Origin of the sequence: Nibricoccus aquaticus (genome assembly GCF_002310495.1) — a bacterium.
Lineage (GTDB): Bacteria > Verrucomicrobiota > Verrucomicrobiia > Opitutales > Opitutaceae > Nibricoccus > Nibricoccus aquaticus.
Map to the genome: position 1 here is coordinate 3,752,183 of NZ_CP023344.1, position 19,945 is coordinate 3,772,127.

18 protein-coding genes and 1 tRNA gene are annotated in these 19,945 nt (G+C 60.8%); 15 read left to right on the forward strand and 4 right to left on the reverse strand.

The genetic code is table 11. The features are described 5' to 3' along the window. The first annotated feature begins 2 nt into the window (after positions 1-2). On the forward strand, positions 3-773 hold the full coding sequence (locus CMV30_RS15120) for an HNH endonuclease (RefSeq protein WP_138223321.1): 771 nt from the start codon (positions 3-5) through the stop codon (positions 771-773). Between the two features lie 386 nt (positions 774-1,159). Here CMV30_RS15120 and CMV30_RS15130 read toward each other — a convergent pair. Together CMV30_RS15130 and aspS are read right to left on the reverse strand one after the other, a co-directional pair. Continuing rightward, positions 1,160-1,235 (reverse strand) — tRNA-Ile (locus CMV30_RS15130). A 245-nt stretch (positions 1,236-1,480) separates the two neighbouring features. After that, positions 1,481-3,271 carry an aspartate--tRNA ligase gene (aspS, locus tag CMV30_RS15135; RefSeq protein ID WP_096056811.1) on the reverse strand — a complete coding sequence of 597 codons (1,791 nt, stop codon included), beginning with the start codon at positions 3,269-3,271 and terminating at the stop codon, positions 1,481-1,483. A 198-nt stretch (positions 3,272-3,469) separates the two neighbouring features. Here aspS and CMV30_RS15140 point away from each other — a divergent pair, with 198 nt between their 5' ends. The 13 genes from CMV30_RS15140 (at position 3,470) to CMV30_RS15200 (ending at position 15,432) form a co-directional block, all read left to right on the forward strand. Beyond that, positions 3,470-4,054 carry an LURP-one-related family protein gene (locus CMV30_RS15140; protein ID WP_096056812.1) on the forward strand — a complete coding sequence of 195 codons (585 nt, stop codon included), beginning with the start codon at positions 3,470-3,472 and terminating at the stop codon, positions 4,052-4,054. A 115-nt stretch (positions 4,055-4,169) separates the two neighbouring features. Further along, positions 4,170-4,904 carry an MBL fold metallo-hydrolase gene (locus tag CMV30_RS15145; RefSeq protein ID WP_245844252.1) on the forward strand — a complete coding sequence of 245 codons (735 nt, stop codon included), beginning with the start codon at positions 4,170-4,172 and terminating at the stop codon, positions 4,902-4,904. A 316-nt stretch (positions 4,905-5,220) separates the two neighbouring features. Then, the gene (locus tag CMV30_RS15150; RefSeq protein WP_096056814.1) at positions 5,221-5,427 is read left to right on the forward strand and encodes a YezD family protein; all 207 of its coding nucleotides are present in this window, start codon (positions 5,221-5,223) and stop codon (positions 5,425-5,427) included. Between the two features lie 115 nt (positions 5,428-5,542). Then, positions 5,543-6,934, forward strand: coding sequence for an OprO/OprP family phosphate-selective porin (locus CMV30_RS15155; RefSeq protein ID WP_175414903.1), 1,392 nt, complete (start codon positions 5,543-5,545; stop codon positions 6,932-6,934). A 57-nt stretch (positions 6,935-6,991) separates the two neighbouring features. Further along, positions 6,992-7,981 carry a sulfate ABC transporter substrate-binding protein gene (locus CMV30_RS15160; RefSeq protein ID WP_096056816.1) on the forward strand — a complete coding sequence of 330 codons (990 nt, stop codon included), beginning with the start codon at positions 6,992-6,994 and terminating at the stop codon, positions 7,979-7,981. 108 nt (positions 7,982-8,089) lie between these two features. Continuing rightward, positions 8,090-8,899: a hypothetical protein gene (locus CMV30_RS15165; protein WP_096056817.1), complete on the forward strand. Its 810-nt coding sequence runs from the start codon at positions 8,090-8,092 to the stop codon at positions 8,897-8,899. A 7-nt stretch (positions 8,900-8,906) separates the two neighbouring features. Continuing rightward, entirely contained in the window at positions 8,907-9,926 is a 1,020-nt protein-coding gene (locus CMV30_RS15170) for a sulfate ABC transporter substrate-binding protein (protein ID WP_096056818.1), read from the forward strand. 49 nt (positions 9,927-9,975) lie between these two features. Then, on the forward strand, positions 9,976-10,761 hold the full coding sequence (locus CMV30_RS15175; protein WP_175414904.1) for a M14 family zinc carboxypeptidase: 786 nt from the start codon (positions 9,976-9,978) through the stop codon (positions 10,759-10,761). After that, positions 10,761-11,618: a sulfate ABC transporter permease subunit CysT gene (cysT, locus tag CMV30_RS15180; protein ID WP_096056820.1), complete on the forward strand. Its 858-nt coding sequence runs from the start codon at positions 10,761-10,763 to the stop codon at positions 11,616-11,618. The genes CMV30_RS15175 and cysT overlap by 1 nt, the downstream gene beginning before the upstream one ends. Positions 11,619-11,788: 170 nt before the next feature. Then, positions 11,789-12,730 carry a sulfate ABC transporter permease subunit CysW gene (gene cysW / locus CMV30_RS15185; protein WP_096056821.1) on the forward strand — a complete coding sequence of 314 codons (942 nt, stop codon included), beginning with the start codon at positions 11,789-11,791 and terminating at the stop codon, positions 12,728-12,730. 9 nt (positions 12,731-12,739) lie between these two features. Next, positions 12,740-13,792 carry a sulfate/molybdate ABC transporter ATP-binding protein gene (locus tag CMV30_RS15190; RefSeq protein WP_096056822.1) on the forward strand — a complete coding sequence of 351 codons (1,053 nt, stop codon included), beginning with the start codon at positions 12,740-12,742 and terminating at the stop codon, positions 13,790-13,792. Between the two features lie 30 nt (positions 13,793-13,822). Further along, positions 13,823-14,815, forward strand: a complete 993-nt coding sequence (gene cysK / locus CMV30_RS15195) for a cysteine synthase A (RefSeq protein WP_096056823.1) — start codon at positions 13,823-13,825, stop codon at positions 14,813-14,815. A gap of 227 nt (positions 14,816-15,042) precedes the next feature. Next, a complete protein-coding gene (locus CMV30_RS15200; protein ID WP_096056824.1) occupies positions 15,043-15,432 on the forward strand; it encodes a rhodanese-like domain-containing protein in 390 nt (129 codons plus the stop codon). A 30-nt stretch (positions 15,433-15,462) separates the two neighbouring features. On the opposite strand, the gene CMV30_RS19555 is transcribed toward CMV30_RS15200, so the two are convergent. Together CMV30_RS19555 and CMV30_RS15205 are read right to left on the reverse strand one after the other, a co-directional pair. Next, complete coding sequence (locus tag CMV30_RS19555; protein WP_138223322.1) at positions 15,463-15,870, reverse strand: hypothetical protein; 408 nt, start codon at positions 15,868-15,870, stop codon at positions 15,463-15,465. 18 nt (positions 15,871-15,888) lie between these two features. Further along, the gene (locus CMV30_RS15205; protein ID WP_096056825.1) at positions 15,889-18,300 is read right to left on the reverse strand and encodes a glycoside hydrolase family 3 N-terminal domain-containing protein; all 2,412 of its coding nucleotides are present in this window, start codon (positions 18,298-18,300) and stop codon (positions 15,889-15,891) included. Between the two features lie 128 nt (positions 18,301-18,428). Here CMV30_RS15205 and CMV30_RS15210 point away from each other — a divergent pair, with 128 nt between their 5' ends. Continuing rightward, positions 18,429-19,796, forward strand: coding sequence for an MGH1-like glycoside hydrolase domain-containing protein (locus tag CMV30_RS15210; protein WP_096056826.1), 1,368 nt, complete (start codon positions 18,429-18,431; stop codon positions 19,794-19,796). Positions 19,797-19,945: the final 149 nt, after the last annotated feature.

Genomic DNA, 19,945 nt, shown 5'->3' on the forward strand with positions numbered 1-19,945 from the left:
TGATGAACTCGCTTGAACGCAGTCTCGTCCAAAAAGCTGGCTACGACCACGGCTGGGAAGTCGTCGTCGAGGATCGTCCAGAGCAAGTTGTGCTGGCTTCGGCCCTACATCACGCCCGTGCCCGTATTCAATCTGCCCTACCAAGCTCTCGTTGGTTGCTCACGGTGACACCCAGACCAATCCATCGCGAACTTGAACGCGCAGAGCCCTCTTTTTACCTAACAGGCGAGTATTTCAGAGCCAACAATGAGGCCGAACTCGGCCGACTCTTAGAGCAGGGCGCTCGTCTTGCCCGCACGCTTCCGGACGAACCCTGCCATCGTTTCGAGAAGGCCCTCGCCGAACAACTTTCTGCCAGCAACGTTACCACCTCTGCCACGGAGGTCGATCGCCTCGTCCGCCAGCGCGTCGGGCAAAATATCTACCGTGAGAGCCTAATGGACTATTGGAGCGGAGCTTGTGCCGTCACTGGCATTTCAATCCCGGAACTGCTACGCGCTAGCCACGCCAAGCCTTGGGCCGATTGCGTCACCGACACCGAACGGCTAAACGTTTACAACGGCTTTTTGTTGTGTGCTCAGCTTGATGCACTCTTCGACCGCCGACTCATGACATTCAATGAAGCAGGCGAAGCGCTGTTCTCGCCATTCATTGATGACGACATTCGAAAAAAACTAGGCCTACAGGGTCGGCAAAAACTTCGCTGGATCACCCCAGAGCATCAGGCTTTCTTGGCATGGCACCGCGAGGCGTTTGTCTGTGCGACCAAATAGTGGAGGACATCAAAGTCCGAAGTCCGCCTATGAGCAGGAATTGCTGCGTTTTGGAAAAGTCGTTCCCCGCGTTCGACTCTGTGTCTTGCGGCTCCGTTTTCGCCAATTTGTCCTTGGGCCCCGTCGCCTACACTCGCACCAGCTTCATCCAACGTGAGGCACAATTTCGTGCCGTTAAAATAGCCCAGATTTTTACACGGAAATTTTGAGAAAAGTGTACCTGTGGAATAATTTCCGATCGATGATCCTCAAATAGTTCTGAAGGAAGGCCCAATATTTTTTACCAAAAGTGACGCTAGACTTGGCCAGAGAAAAAATGACGCGAAGCGTGGCCAAACGACGTTTCTTTGTGTCACTCACCACGAGTGGCTCGCACATGAGGACGATGGTGGGCCGGGTGGGAATTGAACCCACACTCTGGGGATTATGAGTCCCTCGCTTTAACCATTAAGCTACCGGCCCAGCGTGGAAATGTGCGACGTTCACAGTGGGGAGAACTGGCTGCGTTGACCAAGCAAAATCCTGAGTGGGCGCGGAGGCATCGCGATTGTGTGCGCAGCGTTGGTGGCGAACAGGGAGGGCGTGCGCAAATTGAGCGGATGATCGCAGCGCGGAGTGCGCATGAAAAAGGCGAGCCGGGGCTCGCCTTTGAGGAGGTGCTGGTGCTGGAGGCGCGGAGCGAAGTCCGGCCCTGTCTACGAAGGAACTTACTCCTGTGGGATCACCGTCTGGATGTGCAGTTCTTTGAGCTGCTTTGCGGTGACGGGTGTAGGGCTTTGAGCCATGAGGTCCTGTCCTTTTTGCGTCTTCGGGAAGGCGATGACGTCGCGGATGCTCGTGGTGCCACAGAGGAGCGCGCACATGCGGTCGAGACCGAAAGCGATGCCGCCGTGTGGAGGCGCGCCGTAGGTGAAGGCCTTGAGCATGTAACCGAAGCGGCTTTCGACGACGTCGGCTGGGATCTTGAGAACGTCTTCGAAGACTTTCTTTTGGATCGCGGGCTGGTGAATGCGGATCGAACCGCCGCCGAGTTCCATGCCGTTGAGGACGGCGTCGTAGTGCTGGCCGCGGACGCGCTTCGGATCGCTGTCGAGATACTGCGCGTCTTCAGCGACGGGCGCGGTGAACGGGTGATGCGTGGCGACGTAGCGGTTGTTCTCTTCGTCGAAGCTCATCAGCGGGAATTCGATCACCCAAAGGAATTTCCAGTCATCGTGGCGGATGGTCATCTTGCCGCGTTTGACGAGGAGCTGCGCGGCTTCGAGGCGCGTGCGGCCGAGGATGGCGCAGGCTTTTTCCCAGCCGGCGGCGGCGAAGAAGACCATGTCGCCGTCTTCGATTTTTAGTTGCTCGGTGAGCGCGGCCTTCTCGGCGTCGGAGAAAAATTTGACGATGGGAGATTTCCATTCGCCGTTTTCGGACTTGATGAAGGCGAGGCCTTTTGCGCCGAGAGATTTGGCGATGTCCTCGAGGGCTTTGATTTCGCCCTGCGTCATGTCGGCGAGACCTTTGGCGTTGATGGCCTTGATTACGCCGCCGCCAGCGACGGTGGATTGGAAAACCTTGAAGGCGGAGTTCGTGAAAATGCTGGAGACATCCTGCAGCTCGAGGCCGAATCGCATGTCGGGCTTGTCGACGCCGAAGCGGTTCATCGCGTCGACGAACGGCATGCGGAGGAACGGCGTGGGGATGTCCACATCGAGCACTTCCTTCCAGACCTTCTTCAACATGCCTTCAAAAATTCGATACACGTCTTCGCGGTCGATGAACGAGGCTTCGACGTCCACTTGGGTAAATTCCATCTGGCGGTCGGCGCGGAGATCTTCGTCGCGGAAGCAGCGGGCGATTTGGAAGTAACGCTCCACACCGGCGACCATGAGGATCTGCTTAAACTGCTGCGGCGACTGCGAGAGCGCGTAGAACTGCCCGGCGTGGATGCGCGATGGCACGAGGTATTCGCGGGCGCCTTCGGGCGTGGATTTGAAGAGCGCGGGTGTTTCGACCTCGATGAATTCCTGCGAGTCGAAGTAATCGCGGATCGCCTTGGTGGCCTTGTGGCGGACCTGGAGATTTTTGCGCATCTTCGGACGGCGCAGGTCGAGGTAGCGGTAGGTGAGGCGGAGGTCTTCGTTGACCTTGTCGCCGCCGATGTCGTCGAGAGGGAAAGGCGGGGTGTCGGAAATGTTGAAGATCTCCAGGGCGATCGCATCGACCTCGATGCCGCCCGTGGGGATATTTTTGTTCACCGTGCCTTCGGGGCGGGCGACCACTTTGCCGGAAACGCCGATGACAGACTCGGGCTTGATCTGCGCGGCTTGGGCGGCGAGCTCGGCGTTTACGTGCGGGTCGAATTTGACCTGTGTGATGCCTTTGCGGTCGCGCAAATCGATGAAGAGGATGCCGCCGTGATCGCGGATGGAGTCAGCCCAGCCGACGAGCGAGACGGACGCGCCAAGGGCGGATGGAGTGAGTTGGGCACAGTGGTGGCTGCTCTTCATAGGAGTTTTCGGAGAATGTGAACGGCCAGCAAAGCCGGGCGGGGGAGGGGCGGGCAAACAGAAACTGGTGCTGCGCGTGGGGTGGGCGGCGGTATGCGTTTTGGAGATGTTTTGCGGGGAGCGCTGACAGGAGCGTTCACAAACCGCTCGACCCGGTTTGGCGGGACTGTGCATAACGTCGGCCCCCATATCCCCTATATGCATCTTCTCGACCGCCGTACGATTTTCGTCCGTGAACATGTGGGTCTGCTCAAGCTGACTGGCGCTTACGATCTACTCGATCCGCAGACGCAGGAGAAAATCGGCATCGCGCAGGAGAAAATCAGCGGCTGGCAGAAATTCCTGCGGTTGCTCGTCAAAAAGGCGATGCTGCCGACGCGAGTGGAAATCGCCGCTGCGGAAGGCCAGCCGCCGGTGCTCGTATTGACACGCGGGTTCACGTTTTTCCGCTCGAAGGTGCTGGTGCTCGATGGAGCGGGCACGCAGATCGGTTACTTGCGCTCGAAGTTTTTCTCACTCGGTGGCGGCTTCCATGTTTTCAGCAACGACGACCAGAAATTCGCCGAAGTGAAGGGCGATTGGAAGGGCTGGAATTTCCGCCTGGTCGATGTCACCGGCAGAGAGATGGGCATCGTTACCAAGAAGTGGGCAGGCCTCGGCAAGGAGTTTTTCACCAACGCCGACCAGTACGTCATCGAAGTGAAAGAAAGCGGCTCCAGCAACGCGCTCGTGCTCGCCGCGGCGCTGGCGATCGACATCGTTTTCAAGGAGCACCAAGGCTGAGCGCGATTTTGCAGCAGTCAGAGAGTTCGTGCCGCGCGCGTACGGACTCGCGAGAAACAAATCACCTAACGTGGAAATTATCTTTCTAGGCACCGGCACTTCCCAAGGCGTTCCCATGATCGCCTGTGATTGTGCCGTATGCGCATCGGATGATCCACGCAACAAACGCTACCGCGCTTCGATCCATGTCGTGATGGACGGATTGCACATTCAGGTGGATGCGTCGCCAGAGTTCCGGCTCCAGTGTCTGCGCGAGAAGATTAACTGGATCGATCTGTTCATCCTCACGCATGGGCACGCGGACCATATCACGGGTATGGATGACTTGCGGCGGTTTTGCGATTTGCTCGGCGGAAACGCGCTCACTGTTTACGCGACCGATGAAGGCATGAGCCGGGTGCTGGCGATTTACCCGTACACGATCATGGAACGGCCGGTGGTGCGCGGGTATCCGGCGTTCAAGCTCCAGCAGATGCCGACGCGAGTCGAGCTGCCGCAGGGTACCATCGAATCCACGCTGCTGCCGCATGGCGGTTTGAATACGCTCGGGCTCGTCTTCACCGAGAAGAGCAGCGGGAAGAAATTCACCTACTACACCGACTGCAAACGTGTCCCGCGCGAGGCCGTGGAGCTCGCGCGCGGTTCGGATATCGTGGTGCTGGATGGTCTCCGCCCACAGGAGCATCCGTCGCATATGAGTATCTCCGAAGCGGTAGCCGCCGCGCAGGAAATCGCCGCTCCGCTGACTTACCTCACGCATCTCACGCACCTGACCGACCACGCCACCGGCGAAGCGGAGCTGCCGCCAGCGGTACGCTTTGCGTACGACGGATTGCGCCTGAAGCTCTGAGGATTTCGGCGTTGCACGTGGAGCACGGCAGCAGTCGCGTTCGGTATCTGCGAGAATGGGCAGGGGGCTGATTGCGAGAGGAGATAAACTCCGATTGGCCGTACGCGTGTGGATGAGGCGAGTGGTGATGCCTGGTAAGCGGTGGGCGTGCGCTTGGCGTGCGCGTCAAGCGAGGCGATCAGCGAAATACCGGGGCCGCGAAATGCAGATGCATTCTAGGCGGACTAGAAATTTCTCAAAAAAGCCCTTGCTTTGAATCCACGTATTCATTGTGTGCTTTTAATTCCTACTAACTTTATCAACAAACTTATCGGCCATGTCTTCTCCTGCCACTAAATCACCCGCCATCCTTGGTTCCGTCCCTGACTGGCTCGATATCGTTCGCAACAAAGTCGAAGGCCTCAGCTTTGGGGTCGTTCAGATAGTCGTCCACGACCGAAAAGTCACGCAGATCGAGCGTACTGAAAAGACGCGTCTCGATAGCTCTGCGACCGATTCCCTGCGCCGCCGGGAGAATTACTGAATTTCCAGGCCACCGGACAACCGAGGCTTTTTGTTATTCAAAAACCACACCAGTCAACTGGGTGTAAATGCAAGCAAAGCACCTGCACATCAACCCTACCGTAACTCTCAATCTTATGAAGTCATTCACCACTATCCTCCGCAGCGGAATCGCCGCTTCGGCTATCGTCGCTACCGCCAGCAGCGTCCAGGCGCAGTCCGGCTCCGATGATGTCCAGCAACTGCGCGAACAGATCCGTCTGCTCGACCAAAAGCTCCGCGTCCTCGAGCGCAAACAGGAGATCAAAGACGAGACGGCCGCTGCCGCGCCCAAGCCCGTCGCAGTCGCCGCCTCCGACGGTCGTGTCGAGATCACCTCCGGCGACGGTGCCACGTCCCTCCGTCTTCGCGGCCTCGTGCAGGCCGACTATCGCTGGTTCGACTCGGCCAACGAGCCGGCCGACACGTTTCTTCTTCGCCGCGCCCGCCTGGTTTTCGAGGGCAAGTTCAATAACATCTTCAGCTACGTCGTTCAGCCCGAGTTCGCCGGTACCATCCAGATCCTCGACGCCAACGTGAACGTCGCCGTCTCGCCCGCATTCAACGTGCGTATCGGAAAGTTCAAGACTCCCGTCGGCCTCGAACAGCTGCAGTCCGACCCCGTCGCTTTCTTCAACGAGCGTTCCGTGGCCACCAACCTCACGCCCAACCGCGACGTGGGCATCCAGCTTCAGGGCGATGTGCTCAACAAAACGCTCAACTACACCGTCGCACTGCTCAACGGCGTGCCCGACGGCGGCAACAACGTGACGGGCTCCGCCGACTTCGACAGCGACAAGACCGTCGCCGCCCGCCTGTTCGCCACGCCTTTCGTGAATCAGAAGGACTCGCTCTTCACCGGTCTTGGCGTCGGCCTCGCCGTAAGCCTCGGCGATTACGCCACGGCCAGCGGCCGCACCGGAGGCTATCGCACGGATGGCCAGCAAACGTTCTTCTCTTACGACGCCTCAGTCGTGGCTAATGGCCAGGGCGTTACCTGGTCGCCGCAAGGCTACTACTACCGCGGGCCGCTCGGGATTCTCGCCGAGTATGTCGCCTCGTCTATCGAGCTGCAGCGCGGCGCTCTTCCTGTGCGTGAGGTTGAAAATTTCGGCTATAACCTCTCGGTCGGTTATGTCCTGACCGGCGAAGATTCCACCTACCGCGGAGTCACCCCGAAAACTGTTTTCAATCCTTCCGCCGGCACTTGGGGCGCGTTCGAAGTAGTCGCTCGCGTCTCAGGTCTCGACGTCGATGACAGCGTCTTCAGCGGCGGCGCCGCCGGTCGTTTCGCAGCGCCCAATGTCAGCGCCTCCAAACTCACCGCGTATGGCCTCGGTCTGAATTGGTATCTGTCCCGCTCCGTGCGCGCAGGCTTCAACCTCTACCAAAACAAGTTCGATCTCGCCCCCGACGCCGTGCCCGCGGCCAACGCGCTTATCGCCGACGATGAGACCGCGTTCATCACGCGCCTTCAGATTTCGTTCTAAGGACCAGATCAACCGTCCCTGCCATCAATCCACCTCAAACCCTCTCTCAAAGTTATCATGAAACTTCTCACCACTCTTCTCACCGTCGCGGCGCTCGCCGCACCGGTCTTCGCGAAAGACATCGAGCTCCTCAATGTCTCGTACGATCCCACGCGCGAATTTTATTCTGAATACAACAAAGCCTTCTCCGCCCACTGGAAGGCGAAGACCGGCGACAACGTCACCATCAAGCAGTCGCATGGCGGCTCGGGAAAGCAGGCCCGCTCCATCATCGACGGCTTGTCGGCCGACGTCGCCACGCTCGCTCTCGCCGGCGACATCGACGCGCTTCACACCAACGGCAAACTCATCCCCGCCGACTGGCTCGGCCGTCTCCCCAAACAGTCCGCGCCCTACACCAGCACGATCGTCTTCCTCGTCCGCGCTGGAAATCCCTTCAAGGTCAAAGACTGGGACGACCTCGCCAAGCCCGGCATCTCCGTCATCACGCCCAACCCGAAAACCTCCGGCGGCGCGCAGTGGAACTACCTCGCCGCTTGGGAATTCGCCCGCCGCAAACTCGGCAGCGATGACGCCGCCAAGGAGTTCGTCCGCAAAATCTACAAGAACGTCCCCGTCCTCGACTCCGGTGCGCGCGGCTCGACGACCACCTTCGTGCAGCGCGGCGTGGGCGACGTCTTCATCTCCTGGGAAAACGAAGCCTTCCTCGCGCTCAAAGAATTCGGCGCCGACAAGTTCGAGATCGTCGTGCCTTCGCTGAGCATCCTCGCCCAGCCGAGCGTCACCGTCGTGGACAAAGTCGTTAAGAAAAAGGGCACCGAGGAAATCGCGAAAGCCTACCTCGAGTACCTCTACTCCGACGAAGCTCAGGATCTCGCGGGTAAACATTTCTACCGTCCGACGTCCGATGCCGCTGCCGCCAAGTACGCTGCCAGCTTTCCGAAGATCGAGCTCTTCACCATCGACGACGCCTTCGGTGGCTGGACCAAGGCCAAGAAGGAGCACTTCGCCGACGGCGGCACCTTCGACCAGATCTACGCTAAATAATCCCTCACGGTTTCCCTCCCTTGCCTCTGTCCGCCGCTTCCCTGGCGGGCAGAGGCACGAAGAGCGAAAACGCCCGTTCAACCCAACCGCGAACTCCCCCCGAAAACCATGAGCACGATCTCCACCCGTTTTGAAACCATCGCGCACGTCGCCGCGCCTGCACCGGCCCCGTCCGTCTCTCAGGAGCTTTCGGAGCGCCTCAACAGCCTCTACGCCCTGTCGCAGCGTTCCCATTACATCTTCGGCTCACCGCTCGGCCCGTTCTATCACAAGGCGCATCACCTCAGCCTGCCGCGCTTCGTCTATTTCGGACCGCACACGCACGACGAATCCCTCCGCCTCGCTTTCTACGCGGGCCATGAGCACGACGACCTGCGCAGCACCTTCGCGCTGCTTCACCTCGTCGAGCGCCTCGCGATCGCCCCTGACATCGGCCAGGGCTTGAATCTTTCTTTCTTCCCGCTGCTCGATGCCGCCGGACTTTTTCACGGCGAAACCGGGCGCGATCTCGCTCAAGAGAACTGGGCGCATAGCTTTGCGCCCGAGATTAACCTCCTGCAAAAAGACGCCCGCTCCCGCGGTTACCACGGCTTCGTCCGCGTACTCACCGCTACTGGCACCGACGAGATTGCCGTCAGCCTGCGCAGCCAGTTCCCCGCCGCCCTTCAGGCACCCGGCGTCGAATTCATTTCATCCGACGATTTCGACCCGCTCCCTGTCCGCTGGGAATCCGCCAGCCCGCTCATCAACGACGGCCCGCTCACCTTGAACGACGATCTCCCGTTCAGTGCCTTCGAGCTCACGCTCCGCATTCCCGCCGCCTGGTCGGCCGAGCTCTACCGCGAAGCCGTCTCCTCGATTCTCCGCCGCTTCATTCTCCGCTACCGCACCCTTCAAGCCTACGGCCAACACCTCTAAATAAATCATGCCCACCGCGCTCTCCATCTCCCGCTCCCTGCATCGCATCGCCATCGCCGGTCTCCTCGTGACCTCGGTCGCGCTAACCGCCTCCGCCGCCGAACTGCTCAACGCGTCCTACGACGTAACCCGCGAGTTCTACAAAGAATTCAATCCCGCCTTCATCGCCCACTGGAAGGCGAAGACCGGCGAGGATGTCTCCGTGAAACAATCACACGGCGGCTCCAGTAAACAGGTCCGCAGCGTGATCGACGGCCTTCAGGCCGACGTCGTCACCATGAATCAGGCGCTCGACATCGATCAGCTCGTGAAACCGGGCCTGATCCCGGTCGACTGGGCGAAACGTCTGCCGAACGACAGCGTCCCGTACACGTCCACGATCTTCTTCATCGTTCGCAAAGGAAACCCCAAGAACGTCAAAGACTGGTCCGACCTGCTCCGCGACGATGTGAAGTCGATCATCCCGAATCCAAAGACGTCGGGTAATGGCCGATACAGCTACCTCGCCGGCTGGGGCTACGCACTCCGCCAGCCCGGCGGCAACGAAGCCAGCGCCCGCGAGTTCGTGAAGAAACTCTTCGCCAACGTCCCCGTCCTCGACGCCGGCGGGCGCGGAGCCACCACCTCGTTTGCCAAGAACGGCATCGGCGACGTGCTACTCACCTTCGAAAACGAGGTCTCGCTCACCATCCGCGAATTCGCCGACGAAGGCTTCGAACTGGTCGTTCCTACCACGAGCATCCTTGCCGAGAATCCCGTCGTCTGGGTGGACAAGGTCGTGAAGAAGAAAAAGACCGAAGCGCTCGCCAAAGCTTACCTCGAATATCTCTACACGCCCGAAGCGCAGGAGATCGCCGCGAAGCAAAACTTCCGTCCCGGCGATCCTTCCGTCTTCGCGAAATACTCCAGCCAGTTTCCGAACATCCCGCTCTTCCGTGTCGCCGACGTTTTCGGCAGCTGGACGAAAGCCCAGCAGGTCCATTTCGCCGACGGCGGCGTCTTCGACCAGATCTACGAAAAGCGTTAATCTCGCTTCGTCACTCGTCACCGAATCCTTTCCCGTCATGGTCATGCTCATGTCACCGGACTCGCGCGATCTTCGCACCTTGCTCGGCCCGCTCCTGGAACTGGCGGAGGAATGCGTTGACGTGATCGGCACCATGGCGGGCTCCTTCTCGCTCAACGGCCGCCGCTACGGCATCCCGCGTTTCCTCTTCACCGGTCCCGAAGCCGCGCACGACCCGATCCGCCTCGGCCTCTTCGCCGGCATCCACGGCGACGAGCCCGCCGGTTGCGAAGCCCTCGCGCACCTCCTCGCGGACCTCGCCGACAATCCCGAAATCGCCAAGGGCTACGACCTCGTCATCTACCCGGTGTGCAATCCAACTGGATACGAGGACAACACGCGCGCCAACCGCGCCGGCTTCGATCTCAACCGCGAATTCTGGCGCAGCTCCGCGCAGCCCGAGGTCCGCATCCTCGAGCGCGAGCTGCGCACGCATCGCTTCGACGGCATCGTCACGCTCCACGCCGACGACACCTGCAGCGGCTGCTACGGCTACGCCCACGGTCGCGTTCTCAACGAAGCACTCCTGCGTCCCGCGCTCGATGCCGCCAGCCGCATTCTCCCGCGCGATGCCCGCGCTAACATCGACGGCTTCGTCGCCACCGAAAGCATCCTCCATGACTGCTTCTGCGGAGTCCTCGCCGCGCCGCCTGATCAATCTCCACAACCCTTCGACCTTATCTTCGAAACACCCGCGCTCTCGCCGTTCGACCACCAGGTCGATGCTACCGTCGCCGCGCTACACTCCATTCTCGGTGAATACCGCAAGTTCATCGCTTACGCTCAGGACCTTTAATGTCCCTCTTCTGCAAAGAACGCTCCGCGCTGCCGGGCCTCAACCTGTCGCTCGGCTTCACGCTTTTCTATCTCGGCCTCATCGTGCTCGTGCCGCTCTCCGCCGCCTTCCTGAAAACTTTCGGGATGACGTGGGACGAGTTCGCCGCCGCCGTCACGTCGCCGCGCGTGCTCGCCTCGTACAAGATCACCTTCTTCGCCTCGCTCGCCGCCGCGCTGGTTAATTCCGTCTTCGGCCTGCTCGTCGCCTGGGTGCTCGTGCGGTATTCATTTCCCGGACGCCGCATCGTCGATGCGCTCGTCGATCTTCCGTTCGCTTTGCCAACCGCCGTCGCCGGCATCGCTCTTACCGCGATCTACGCGAAGAACGGCTGGGTCGGCCAGTTCCTCGATCCCGACGGCGCGCATCGGATTCTTCCGCACGGCATCAAACTCGCGTTCTCCGAGATCGGCATCTTCATCGCGCTCACCTTCATCGGCCTGCCGTTCGTCGTCCGCACCGTTCAACCGGTTCTCGAAGAACTGGAGCCCGAGCTCGAAGAAGCCTCCGCCACGCTCGGCGCGAACCGCTGGCAGACGATCACGCGTGTTCTCCTTCCCGAACTTTTCCCTGCGCTGCTCACCGGCTTCGCGCTTTCGTTCGCCCGCGCACTCGGTGAATACGGCTCAGTCGTTTTCATCTCGGGCAACATGCCGATGAAAACGGAAATCACGCCGCTGCTCATCATCACGAAGCTGGAGCAATACGACTACCGAGGCGCGACGGCCATTGCCGTCGTGATGCTCTGCGCCTCCTTCACGCTGCTGCTCCTCATCAACCTCATCCAGAAGTGGAGCCGCCGTCACCACCGCGTATGAACCAGCACGCAGAAACCAGAAGCCAGATGCCAGAGGCCAGTGACCGGAAGCATTTAAGCGCATCGTCATCACGCTTATTTCTTCCGCTCTCGGCATCCGTGCGTCGTGAATTGTTTTCAGCCTTCCTTCCTCTGGGATCTGGCATCTGGCCTCTTTCCTTCTGACCGACCATGGCCGCCGTCACCGCCGCACTTTCCGCTCGTCGCGAAACGTCTTCTTCGCACAACGCCCCCCGCGCCACCCAAGATCCTGCCTGGGTGAAGTGGACGCTTCTTTCCGTAGCGCTCCTCTTCCTCGCGTTCTTCCTCGTGCTCCCGCTCGTCGCGGTTTTCGCCGAGGCATTCCGCCGGGGCATGGGCGCGTACTTCGCCGCCTTCACCGACTCCGATGCGCTCGCCGCGATCAAGCTTACGCTCATCACGGCGGCCATCTCCGTGCCCGCGAACCTCGTCTTCGGCGTCGCCGCTTCCTGGGCCATCGCGAAGTTCAACTTTCGCTGGAAAAGCCTTCTCATCACGCTCATCGATCTGCCGTTCGCCGTCTCGCCGGTGATCTCCGGCCTGATCTTCGTTTTGGTTTTCGGCGCGCAGGGCTGGTACGGCCAGTACCTCGAATCCACCAACCCTTCATGGCCTTGGTTGCACGCCTGGCTGGTCCAGCAGGATTTCAAAATCATCTTCGCCGTCCCCGGCATCGTCCTCGCCACCGTATTCATCACGTTCCCCTTCGTCGCACGTGAGCTCATCCCGCTCATGCAGTCGCAAGGCACGGACGAGGAAATGGCCGCGATCACCCTCGGCGCGAGCGGCTGGCAGACTTTCTGGCGCGTCACCGTGCCCAACATCAAGTGGGGCCTCTTCTACGGCGTCATCCTGTGCAATGCCCGCGCGATGGGCGAATTTGGCGCGGTATCCGTCGTCTCCGGACACATCCGCGGCGAGACCAACACTATGCCGCTCCACGTCGAGATCCTCTACAACGAATACAACTTCGTCGCTGCCTTCGCCGTCGCCTCGCTCCTCGCTTTTCTCGCCCTCGTCACGCTCGGCCTCAAAAGCCTCGTCGAGTGGCGTCACGCCCAGTCCCTGCGTACCGAAACCCTCGATCGCTGATTTTCTGTCATGAGCATCCACGCCTCCGGCATCACCAAAACTTTCGGCAAATACACCGCGCTCGCGAACGTCGATTTCACCGCACCGAGCGGGAAACTCGTCGCGCTCCTCGGTCCTTCCGGGTCGGGCAAGACCACGCTCCTGCGCATCCTCGCCGGACTGGAATTCGCCGATGCCGGCAGCGGCCGCGTGCAATTCGACAACGAGGACGTGACCTCCGTGCCCGCCGGCAAACGCGGCGTCGGCTTCATGTTTCAGCATTATGCGCTGTTCCGCCACATGACCGTGTTTGAGAACATCGCCTTCGGCCTCCGCGTGCGCGGCCGCGCGTCACGTCCGTCCGAAGACAAAATCACCGAACGCGTCCGCGAGCTTCTCCACCTCGTGCAACTCGATGGCTTGGAAAAACGTTTCCCCACGCAGCTCTCCGGCGGCCAGCGTCAGCGCGTCGCCCTCGCCCGTGCCCTCGCCGTGCAGCCCAAGGTCCTCCTGCTCGACGAACCCTTCGGCGCGCTCGATGCCAAGGTCCGCAAAGAACTCCGCCGCTGGCTCCGCAAATTTCACGACGAGATTCACATCACCACGGTCTTCGTCACCCACGACCAGGAAGAGGCCCTCGAAATCGCCGACGAGGTCGTCATCATGAACCAGGCGAAGGTGGAGCAAGTCGGCTCGCCGCAAGAAGTGTACGACCGCCCCGCCACGCCCTTCGTCCACCGTTTCCTCGGCAACGTGAACATCCTTCGCGACGCCGCCGCCTGGGGGAACACCGGCCCCATCCACGACAACGGCCGCCTCGCCGCCGACGGCCTCTTGTATGTCCGCCCGCACGACATCGAGGTCCACCCGCACGGCAGCGAAACCAGCGGCATTCCCGCTGTCCTCCGCTACATCCATGCCGCCGGCCCGCAGGCCCAGCTCACGTTCGAAGTCATCGCCACCGGCGAACAGGTCGAAGCCGACATCACCCGCTCTGGGCTTGCCGAGTTGAACCTAAAGCCAAACGATCTGGCCCTCTTGAAACTCCGGCCCACCCACGCCTTCCAAGACTACGCGATCTGATTCTTTCGACCCAACTCAACCTCCCTCACCATGGCTAAAATATACAACGACATCACCGAAACGATCGGCAACACCCCCCTCGTTCGTCTCAATCGTACCGCAGCCGCGCACGGCGCTCAGGCGGAGATCCTCCTCAAGCTCGAGTTCTTCAACCCGCTCTCCAGCGTCAAGGACCGCATCGGCTACGCGATGATCGAGGACGCTCTCAAGTCCGGTAAAATCACCAAAGACTCCGTCATCATCGAGCCCACCTCCGGCAACACCGGTATCGCGCTCGCCTTCGTCGCCGCCGCGAAAGGCCTCAAGCTCGTCCTCACCATGCCCGAGACGATGTCTCTCGAGCGCCGCAAGCTTCTCAAGATCCTCGGCGCCCGCGTCGTCCTCACCGAAGGACCGAAGGGCATGAAGGGCGCCATCGCCAAGGCCGAGGAACTCGCCGCCAAGATCCCCGGCGGCATCATCCTCCAGCAATTCGCCAACCCGGCGAATCCCGCGATCCACCGCGCCACCACCGCCGAAGAAATCTGGCGCGACACCGACGGCAAAGTGGACTTCGTCGTCTCCGGTATCGGCACCGGCGGTACGATCACCGGCGTGGGCGAAGTGCTCAAAGCCAAGAAGCCCGGCGTGAAAATCATCGCCGTCGAGCCCGACGCCTCGCCCGTCCTCTCCGGCGGCCAGCCCGGCCCGCACAAACTCCAGGGCATCGGCGCCGGCTTCATCCCCGCCGTCCTCAACACGAAGGTTTACGACGAAGTCATCCGCGTGAAGGAAGTGGACTCCGGCCCGATCTCGAAACAGGTCAACACGACCGACGGCATCCCGGTCGGCATCTCCTCCGGCGCCGCGATCTGGGCGGGCATCCAGCTCTCGAAGCGTCCCGAAAACAAGGGCAAGCAGATCGTCGTGATCATCCCCTCGAGCAGCGAACGCTACCTCTCGACCTGGCTCTTTGCCGACATCAGCGCCGAGACCGATTCGATCGACGACCTCATCCCCGCCGCCGCTCCGGCGAACGCCTGAGCGCGAACGCGAGCTCCGGGTTCGCCTCCAATCACATCAAGGTGCGGCTAACCCCCGCGCCTTTTTTGTGCCCGTCGCCAGGCGGGTTGGCCAATGGAGGGACGACCTCCGTGTCGTCTGCTTCCCTACGAACAACCGCCGCGCTCTTAGCGCCTGACAATTCTCAGCCTCCGATTTTTTTCACTCCTCAACGCGCTACCCGCGGAAAACTGGTTTCACTTCACGCCATGACTCAACCGACCCGCTACGAAAAACTCACCACCGACGCCAAAACCCGCATCCGCGAAATCACTGCGCAAGACATCGAACGCACGCCGCTCGCTCCCGGCACAGTCTTGATCGATGTGCGCGAGACTCACGAATGGCACGCCGGTCACGCCGTCGGCGCGATCCACCTCAGCCGCGGCCTGCTCGAAGGCGCCATCGAAGAAAAAGTCCCCGATCTCGAAACGCCCATCCTGCTCTACTGCGCCGGCGGCAACCGCTCAGCACTCGCCGCCGACAATCTCCAAAAGATGGGCTACAAAAACGTCACTTCGCTCGTTGGCGGTTTCCGCGACTGGCAGAAAGCGAGACTACCCGTGGTGCCGGGTGGGAGCGATTCGCTGAAGCTTTGAGTAAATGACGATCTACCGGAGCTTTTCAGCTTAGTCTGACGTGCGCTTTGCCGCCCGACTGGATTCGGTTTTTGCGAATATTCGTTCCACATATTGAACGCTGTGCGGGTCCTGTATAGGTCGCCAGCGCTCGGGAAGTCTCAAGATCAGCTCATCTTCCGATTTACCCCGCATTATGTAGATGGTGTTCGGGAATCCTGAAGCACCGCTCTTGTCCACTGGATGCAGTTCCCAATCTGAGTCGGTCTCATAAATCTGATAGAGAGTAGGAGTTTCCGGGGTGAGATAGTTCAGCAGTGCTGTGTCGTTTGAATAAAATTGAAGAGAAATTTTTGAATCGTCGCGTTGCTTGTATGCTTCCGTAAGCCGCAGCGATGCACGGCTACACGCGCTAAGCCCGATCACAGTCAGAACTAGTACGACGATTCGATAAAACATAACTCAAATGATCTCCGGTTAGTCGTGCTGAGTTTGTGATTTTGAATTCGAAGCCGAGTTCTTCGGGGCGTCGGGATTGGTCAGAACCTCAAACCGCGCGTTCTGCGTCTGAACCGACGAGCCGCCGATCATCACGGTGAACGCGCCGGGCTCGATCACTCGTTTCAGGTCGCGGTTGTAGAAGGCGAGGGCTTCGGGCGTTAGTTCGAAGGTGATCGTCTTGGATTCCCCGGCTTTCAGGGCGACGCGTTGGAAGCCCCGCAATTCCATCACCGGCCGAGTCACGGAGCTGACTTCGTCGCGGAGATACAGCTGGGCGATTTCGACGCCGTCGCGGGTGCCGGTGTTTTTCAGGTCTATGCTCACACGGAGGTTTTCGGTTGTCGTGATCGTCGGTTTTTCGACGCGGAGGTTGGAGTAGGCGAAGGTCGTGTAAGAGAGACCGAAGCCGAAGGGGTACTGGGCCTCGTGGGTGCTGAACATGTAGGTGTACGGAGCGGAGTAAGGCTTGCGACGGTACTGCGCGGGGAGATGGCCGACGGTGCGCGGGAACGAGATCGTGAGTTTGCCCGAGGGATTGGTGTCGCCGAAAAGAATCTCGGCGGCGGCTCGGCCGGTTTCCTGGCCGGCGTACCAGCCTTCCAAGATGACGGGGATTTTGTCGCCGAGTTCGCCGAGCGAAAGCGGGCGGCCGTTGGAGAGGTAGAGAATGACCGGTTTGCCGGTGGCGAGGATGCGGCGGGCGAGTTCGCTTTGGGCACCGACGAGATCGAGCGAGGCGAGATCGCCGAGTTTTCGTTTACCCCAGGATTCGCGGCTGATGACTTCGTTTTCGCCGAGCGCGAGAATCACGAGATCCGCTTTCTCCGCGACGGTGATGGCTTCGGTGATCAAGCGCTGGTCTTCGACCGGATCGGCGAGCGCGATGTCGTTGAGTTCTTTCCAGTTGGTGTACGCGTCGCGTGCATCCTTGTTCGCGATCTTGCAGCCCTCGGCGTGGAGAATCTCCGCCTGATTGCCGACGCGGGCGCGCAGACCTTCGAGCAAGGAAACGGGCTGAAGCGGAACGCCGCTGTAGCCCCCGAGGCGGGCGATGTCGGCGTTCGGGCCGATGACCGCGATGCGTTTGTGCGCGCCAACTGTGAGCGGGAGTAGGCCGCCGTCGTTTTTGAGGAGTACGATGCTTTCGCACGCGGCTTGAAGTGCGAGGGCGCGCGATTCATCCGACTTCGCGAGTGCGTGAGCGGGAGCGGCTTCGAGCGGTTTTTCTTCGAAGAGGCCGAGCTGGAATTTCCAGCGCAGCACGGCGCGGACGGCGTCGTCGACGAGTTTGTCGAGCGCGGCATCTTTGCCGAGCAGCGGGATGAGTTGGGAAAATGTTTCGGGAATCGGCAGCTCCATCTGCACGCCGGATTCGAGCGTGAGCCGCGCGGCTTCGGCGGCGGTGCTAACGACGCGGTGATCTTTGAAGAGATGCGCGACGCCGTCGTAGTCGGAGACGAAGAGTCCTTTGAAACCGTACTCGCCGCGCACGAGGTCTTGCAGCATCGCGCGGTTCGCGTGCGAGGGGATGCCGTCCACTTCGTTGTACGACGGCATAATGGTCGCGGGTTTGGCGTCACGGATGATCGTGGCGAAGGGAGCGATGTGCGTCTCACGCAGCTCGATCGGCCCGATGTGCGCCGGGCTGCGGTTGAGTCCGCCTTCGGACGCGCCGTGACCGGCGAGATGTTTCAACGTCGCCATCACGCTCTGCGGTCCGATTTCGCCAGTAGCGCCGCCTTGCAGACCGCGAATGATGGCGGTGCCGAGACGGCCGTTGAGGTACGGGTCTTCGCCGAGCGTTTCCTCGGTGCGGCCCCAGCGCGGATCGAGGGTGACATCGACGACGGGCGTGAGTGCGTGATGCGTGCCGCGGGCGCGCGCCTCGCGGGCGGACATGGCGTAGAGTTTTTCGATGAGCTCCTCGTTCCATGTGCAGGCAAGACCGATGGGCGCGGGGAAACTGGTGGCCTCGGGCTTCATCAAGCCGTGGCAGAGTTCGTCGTGAAAGAAGGCCGGGATGCCGAGGCGCGTTTTGGTTTTGAGGAATTCCTTCACGCGGTTGCGTGCGAAAATCTCGTCGTCGATGCCGAGGTGGCACGGGCCGATGGAGCCGATGCCGGAGGCGAAGGTTTTTTCCAAAAATTCGGGCGTGAGTGCCTGCGCGATGGTCTGGTCTTTCTTGGGCGTGGGAATCCAGTGCGAGGTGATCTGCGCGATTTTTTCCTGCGGGGTCATGCGGGCGACGAGATCGTTCACGCGAGCGTCGATAGGCGCGGCCGGGTTTTGATAAAGCGGTGCGGGCTCTGCGCTGAAAAGGCGGAGCGCGAGGAGCGAGCAGGTGAACGCGAGGAGGACCGGACGCAGGGGCGAGGGGAGGGCGGGCATCGCTGGCAGTTTCGATTCACTGCCAGCGCGCGCACAAGTCGGATCTTCGCTGCGCGCGGTCGGACGGTGCGGCGTCGCGCGCGGCAAAAACCTTGGCGTGGGCGCGGCGGAGCGTTTGCGTCGGCCTCATGCTTTCGCGTTTCACCCCCGCCTTGCTCGCGTTGTCCATCGCCGCCGCTCCGTTGATCGCTGCAGAATCCTCCGCCCCGCTCGACCAATCCGTCGCGCTCATCCGCAAACATCTGCACAGCGATTACGCCGGGATGTTTCGCAGCGAAGGCGGCGCGTTCAAATACCCGTTCATCACACCGGGCAGCGCGCAGTACGGGGACATTTTGTGGGATTGGGATTCCTGGCTGAGCAACATCGCGCTGCGCCAGATCCTCACCGAGAAAGCCACCGCCGAGGAGAAAACCAAAGCGCTCAAGCACGAGCAGGGCTGCGTGCTGAATTATCTCAACTACGGCGCATTCGACGGCTGGGTGCCGATCATCTTGCTCCGCAATTCCGGTTCGCGCGCCGAGCTCATGAAGCAGGCCGACACGTACGCGACGAACATGCACAAACCGTGTCTCGCGCAGCACGCCGCGTTCATCACGAAGCTCAACGGCGGTGATGCCGAGTGGCTGCGCGAGGGGATGTTTCACCTCCAGTCGTTCGTGAACCGCTATAAGAATCATCAGCGTCACGCGGCCACTGGCCTCTATTTTTGGAACGACGACATGGCCATCGGCGTGGACAACGATCCATCCACGTACATGCGTCCGGCTAAGAGCTCGGGTTCGATTTTTCTGAACTGTCTCATGTACCGCGAACTCCTCGCGCTGGCGTATCTGTGCGAGCGACTCGGGCAAAAAGAGATCGGCGATCTCTACGCCAAAGATGCTGAGGACTTAAAATCTGCGGTTCAGAAACACTGCTGGGACGAGCGCGACGGTTTCTTCTACAGCGTCGATTTGAACCTGCTGCCATACGAAGGAAAACCATTCGCCGCAGATCCCTCCATCCGGTTGCACGCAGGTTATCCGCGCGACTACGACTGCCTCATCCAGCGCATCGATGTGTGGTCCGGTTTTCTCCCGCTTTGGGCAGAGATTGCCACGCCCGAGCAGGCGAAGCGCATGGTCGAGCGCTATCGCGACACGCGCACCTTCAACGCCGCCTACGGCGTGCGCACGCTCTCGAAATTGGAGAAGATGTACAACGTCCGCGGCTCGGGAAATCCCTCGCTGTGGACCGGCCCGATCTGGGGCGTTTCCAACTACCTGGTTTTTCGCGGCCTCGTGAAATACGGCTTCAAGGACGACGCCCGCGACCTCGCCGACAAGACGATCCGGCTCTTCGGCCGCGACTTCGAGCGCTTCGGCGCGCTGCACGAATATTACCTGCCGGACAGCGGCGAGCCGGTGCTCAACCGGGGTTTCCAGAACTGGAACTACCTCGTGCTGAACATGGCCGTCTGGCGCGAAGGCGGAGAGCCGGTGGCGGAGTTTTGAGAGCTGGGAGCGCCAGCGGCTCGCCGGCAGGTTTGGGGAAGCCGGCCAGCGGCCGGCGCTCCCAGCGGGCAGATTTAGAATTCTCCCGGCGACTCCCCGACAAAGGGCTTGCGGGCTTCGCCTTCGCTCGCTGACTTGCAAACCCCACT

Bases quoted from the DNA above. Each gene is read 5' to 3' on its own strand.
- aspS (WP_096056811.1), bottom strand. From the start codon at position 3,271: ATGAAGAGCAGCCACCACTGTGCCCAACTCACTCCATCCGCCCTTGGC.
- CMV30_RS15205 (WP_096056825.1), bottom strand. From the start codon at position 18,300: ATGCCCGCCCTCCCCTCGCCCCTGCGTCCGGTCCTCCTCGCGTTCACC.
- CMV30_RS15120 (WP_138223321.1), top strand. From the start codon at position 3: ATGAACTCGCTTGAACGCAGTCTCGTCCAAAAAGCTGGCTACGACCAC.
- CMV30_RS15160 (WP_096056816.1), top strand. From the start codon at position 6,992: ATGAAACTTCTCACCACTCTTCTCACCGTCGCGGCGCTCGCCGCACCG.
- CMV30_RS15155 (WP_175414903.1), top strand. From the start codon at position 5,543: ATGAAGTCATTCACCACTATCCTCCGCAGCGGAATCGCCGCTTCGGCT.
- CMV30_RS15200 (WP_096056824.1), top strand. From the start codon at position 15,043: ATGACTCAACCGACCCGCTACGAAAAACTCACCACCGACGCCAAAACC.
- CMV30_RS15165 (WP_096056817.1), top strand. From the start codon at position 8,090: ATGAGCACGATCTCCACCCGTTTTGAAACCATCGCGCACGTCGCCGCG.
- cysT (WP_096056820.1), top strand. From the start codon at position 10,761: ATGTCCCTCTTCTGCAAAGAACGCTCCGCGCTGCCGGGCCTCAACCTG.
- CMV30_RS15145 (WP_245844252.1), top strand. From the start codon at position 4,170: ATGATCGCCTGTGATTGTGCCGTATGCGCATCGGATGATCCACGCAAC.
- CMV30_RS15190 (WP_096056822.1), top strand. From the start codon at position 12,740: ATGAGCATCCACGCCTCCGGCATCACCAAAACTTTCGGCAAATACACC.
- CMV30_RS15170 (WP_096056818.1), top strand. From the start codon at position 8,907: ATGCCCACCGCGCTCTCCATCTCCCGCTCCCTGCATCGCATCGCCATC.
- cysK (WP_096056823.1), top strand. From the start codon at position 13,823: ATGGCTAAAATATACAACGACATCACCGAAACGATCGGCAACACCCCC.
- CMV30_RS15175 (WP_175414904.1), top strand. From the start codon at position 9,976: ATGTCACCGGACTCGCGCGATCTTCGCACCTTGCTCGGCCCGCTCCTG.
- CMV30_RS15140 (WP_096056812.1), top strand. From the start codon at position 3,470: ATGCATCTTCTCGACCGCCGTACGATTTTCGTCCGTGAACATGTGGGT.
- CMV30_RS15150 (WP_096056814.1), top strand. From the start codon at position 5,221: ATGTCTTCTCCTGCCACTAAATCACCCGCCATCCTTGGTTCCGTCCCT.
- CMV30_RS15210 (WP_096056826.1), top strand. From the start codon at position 18,429: ATGCTTTCGCGTTTCACCCCCGCCTTGCTCGCGTTGTCCATCGCCGCC.
- cysW (WP_096056821.1), top strand. From the start codon at position 11,789: ATGGCCGCCGTCACCGCCGCACTTTCCGCTCGTCGCGAAACGTCTTCT.
- CMV30_RS19555 (WP_138223322.1), bottom strand. From the start codon at position 15,870: ATGTTTTATCGAATCGTCGTACTAGTTCTGACTGTGATCGGGCTTAGC.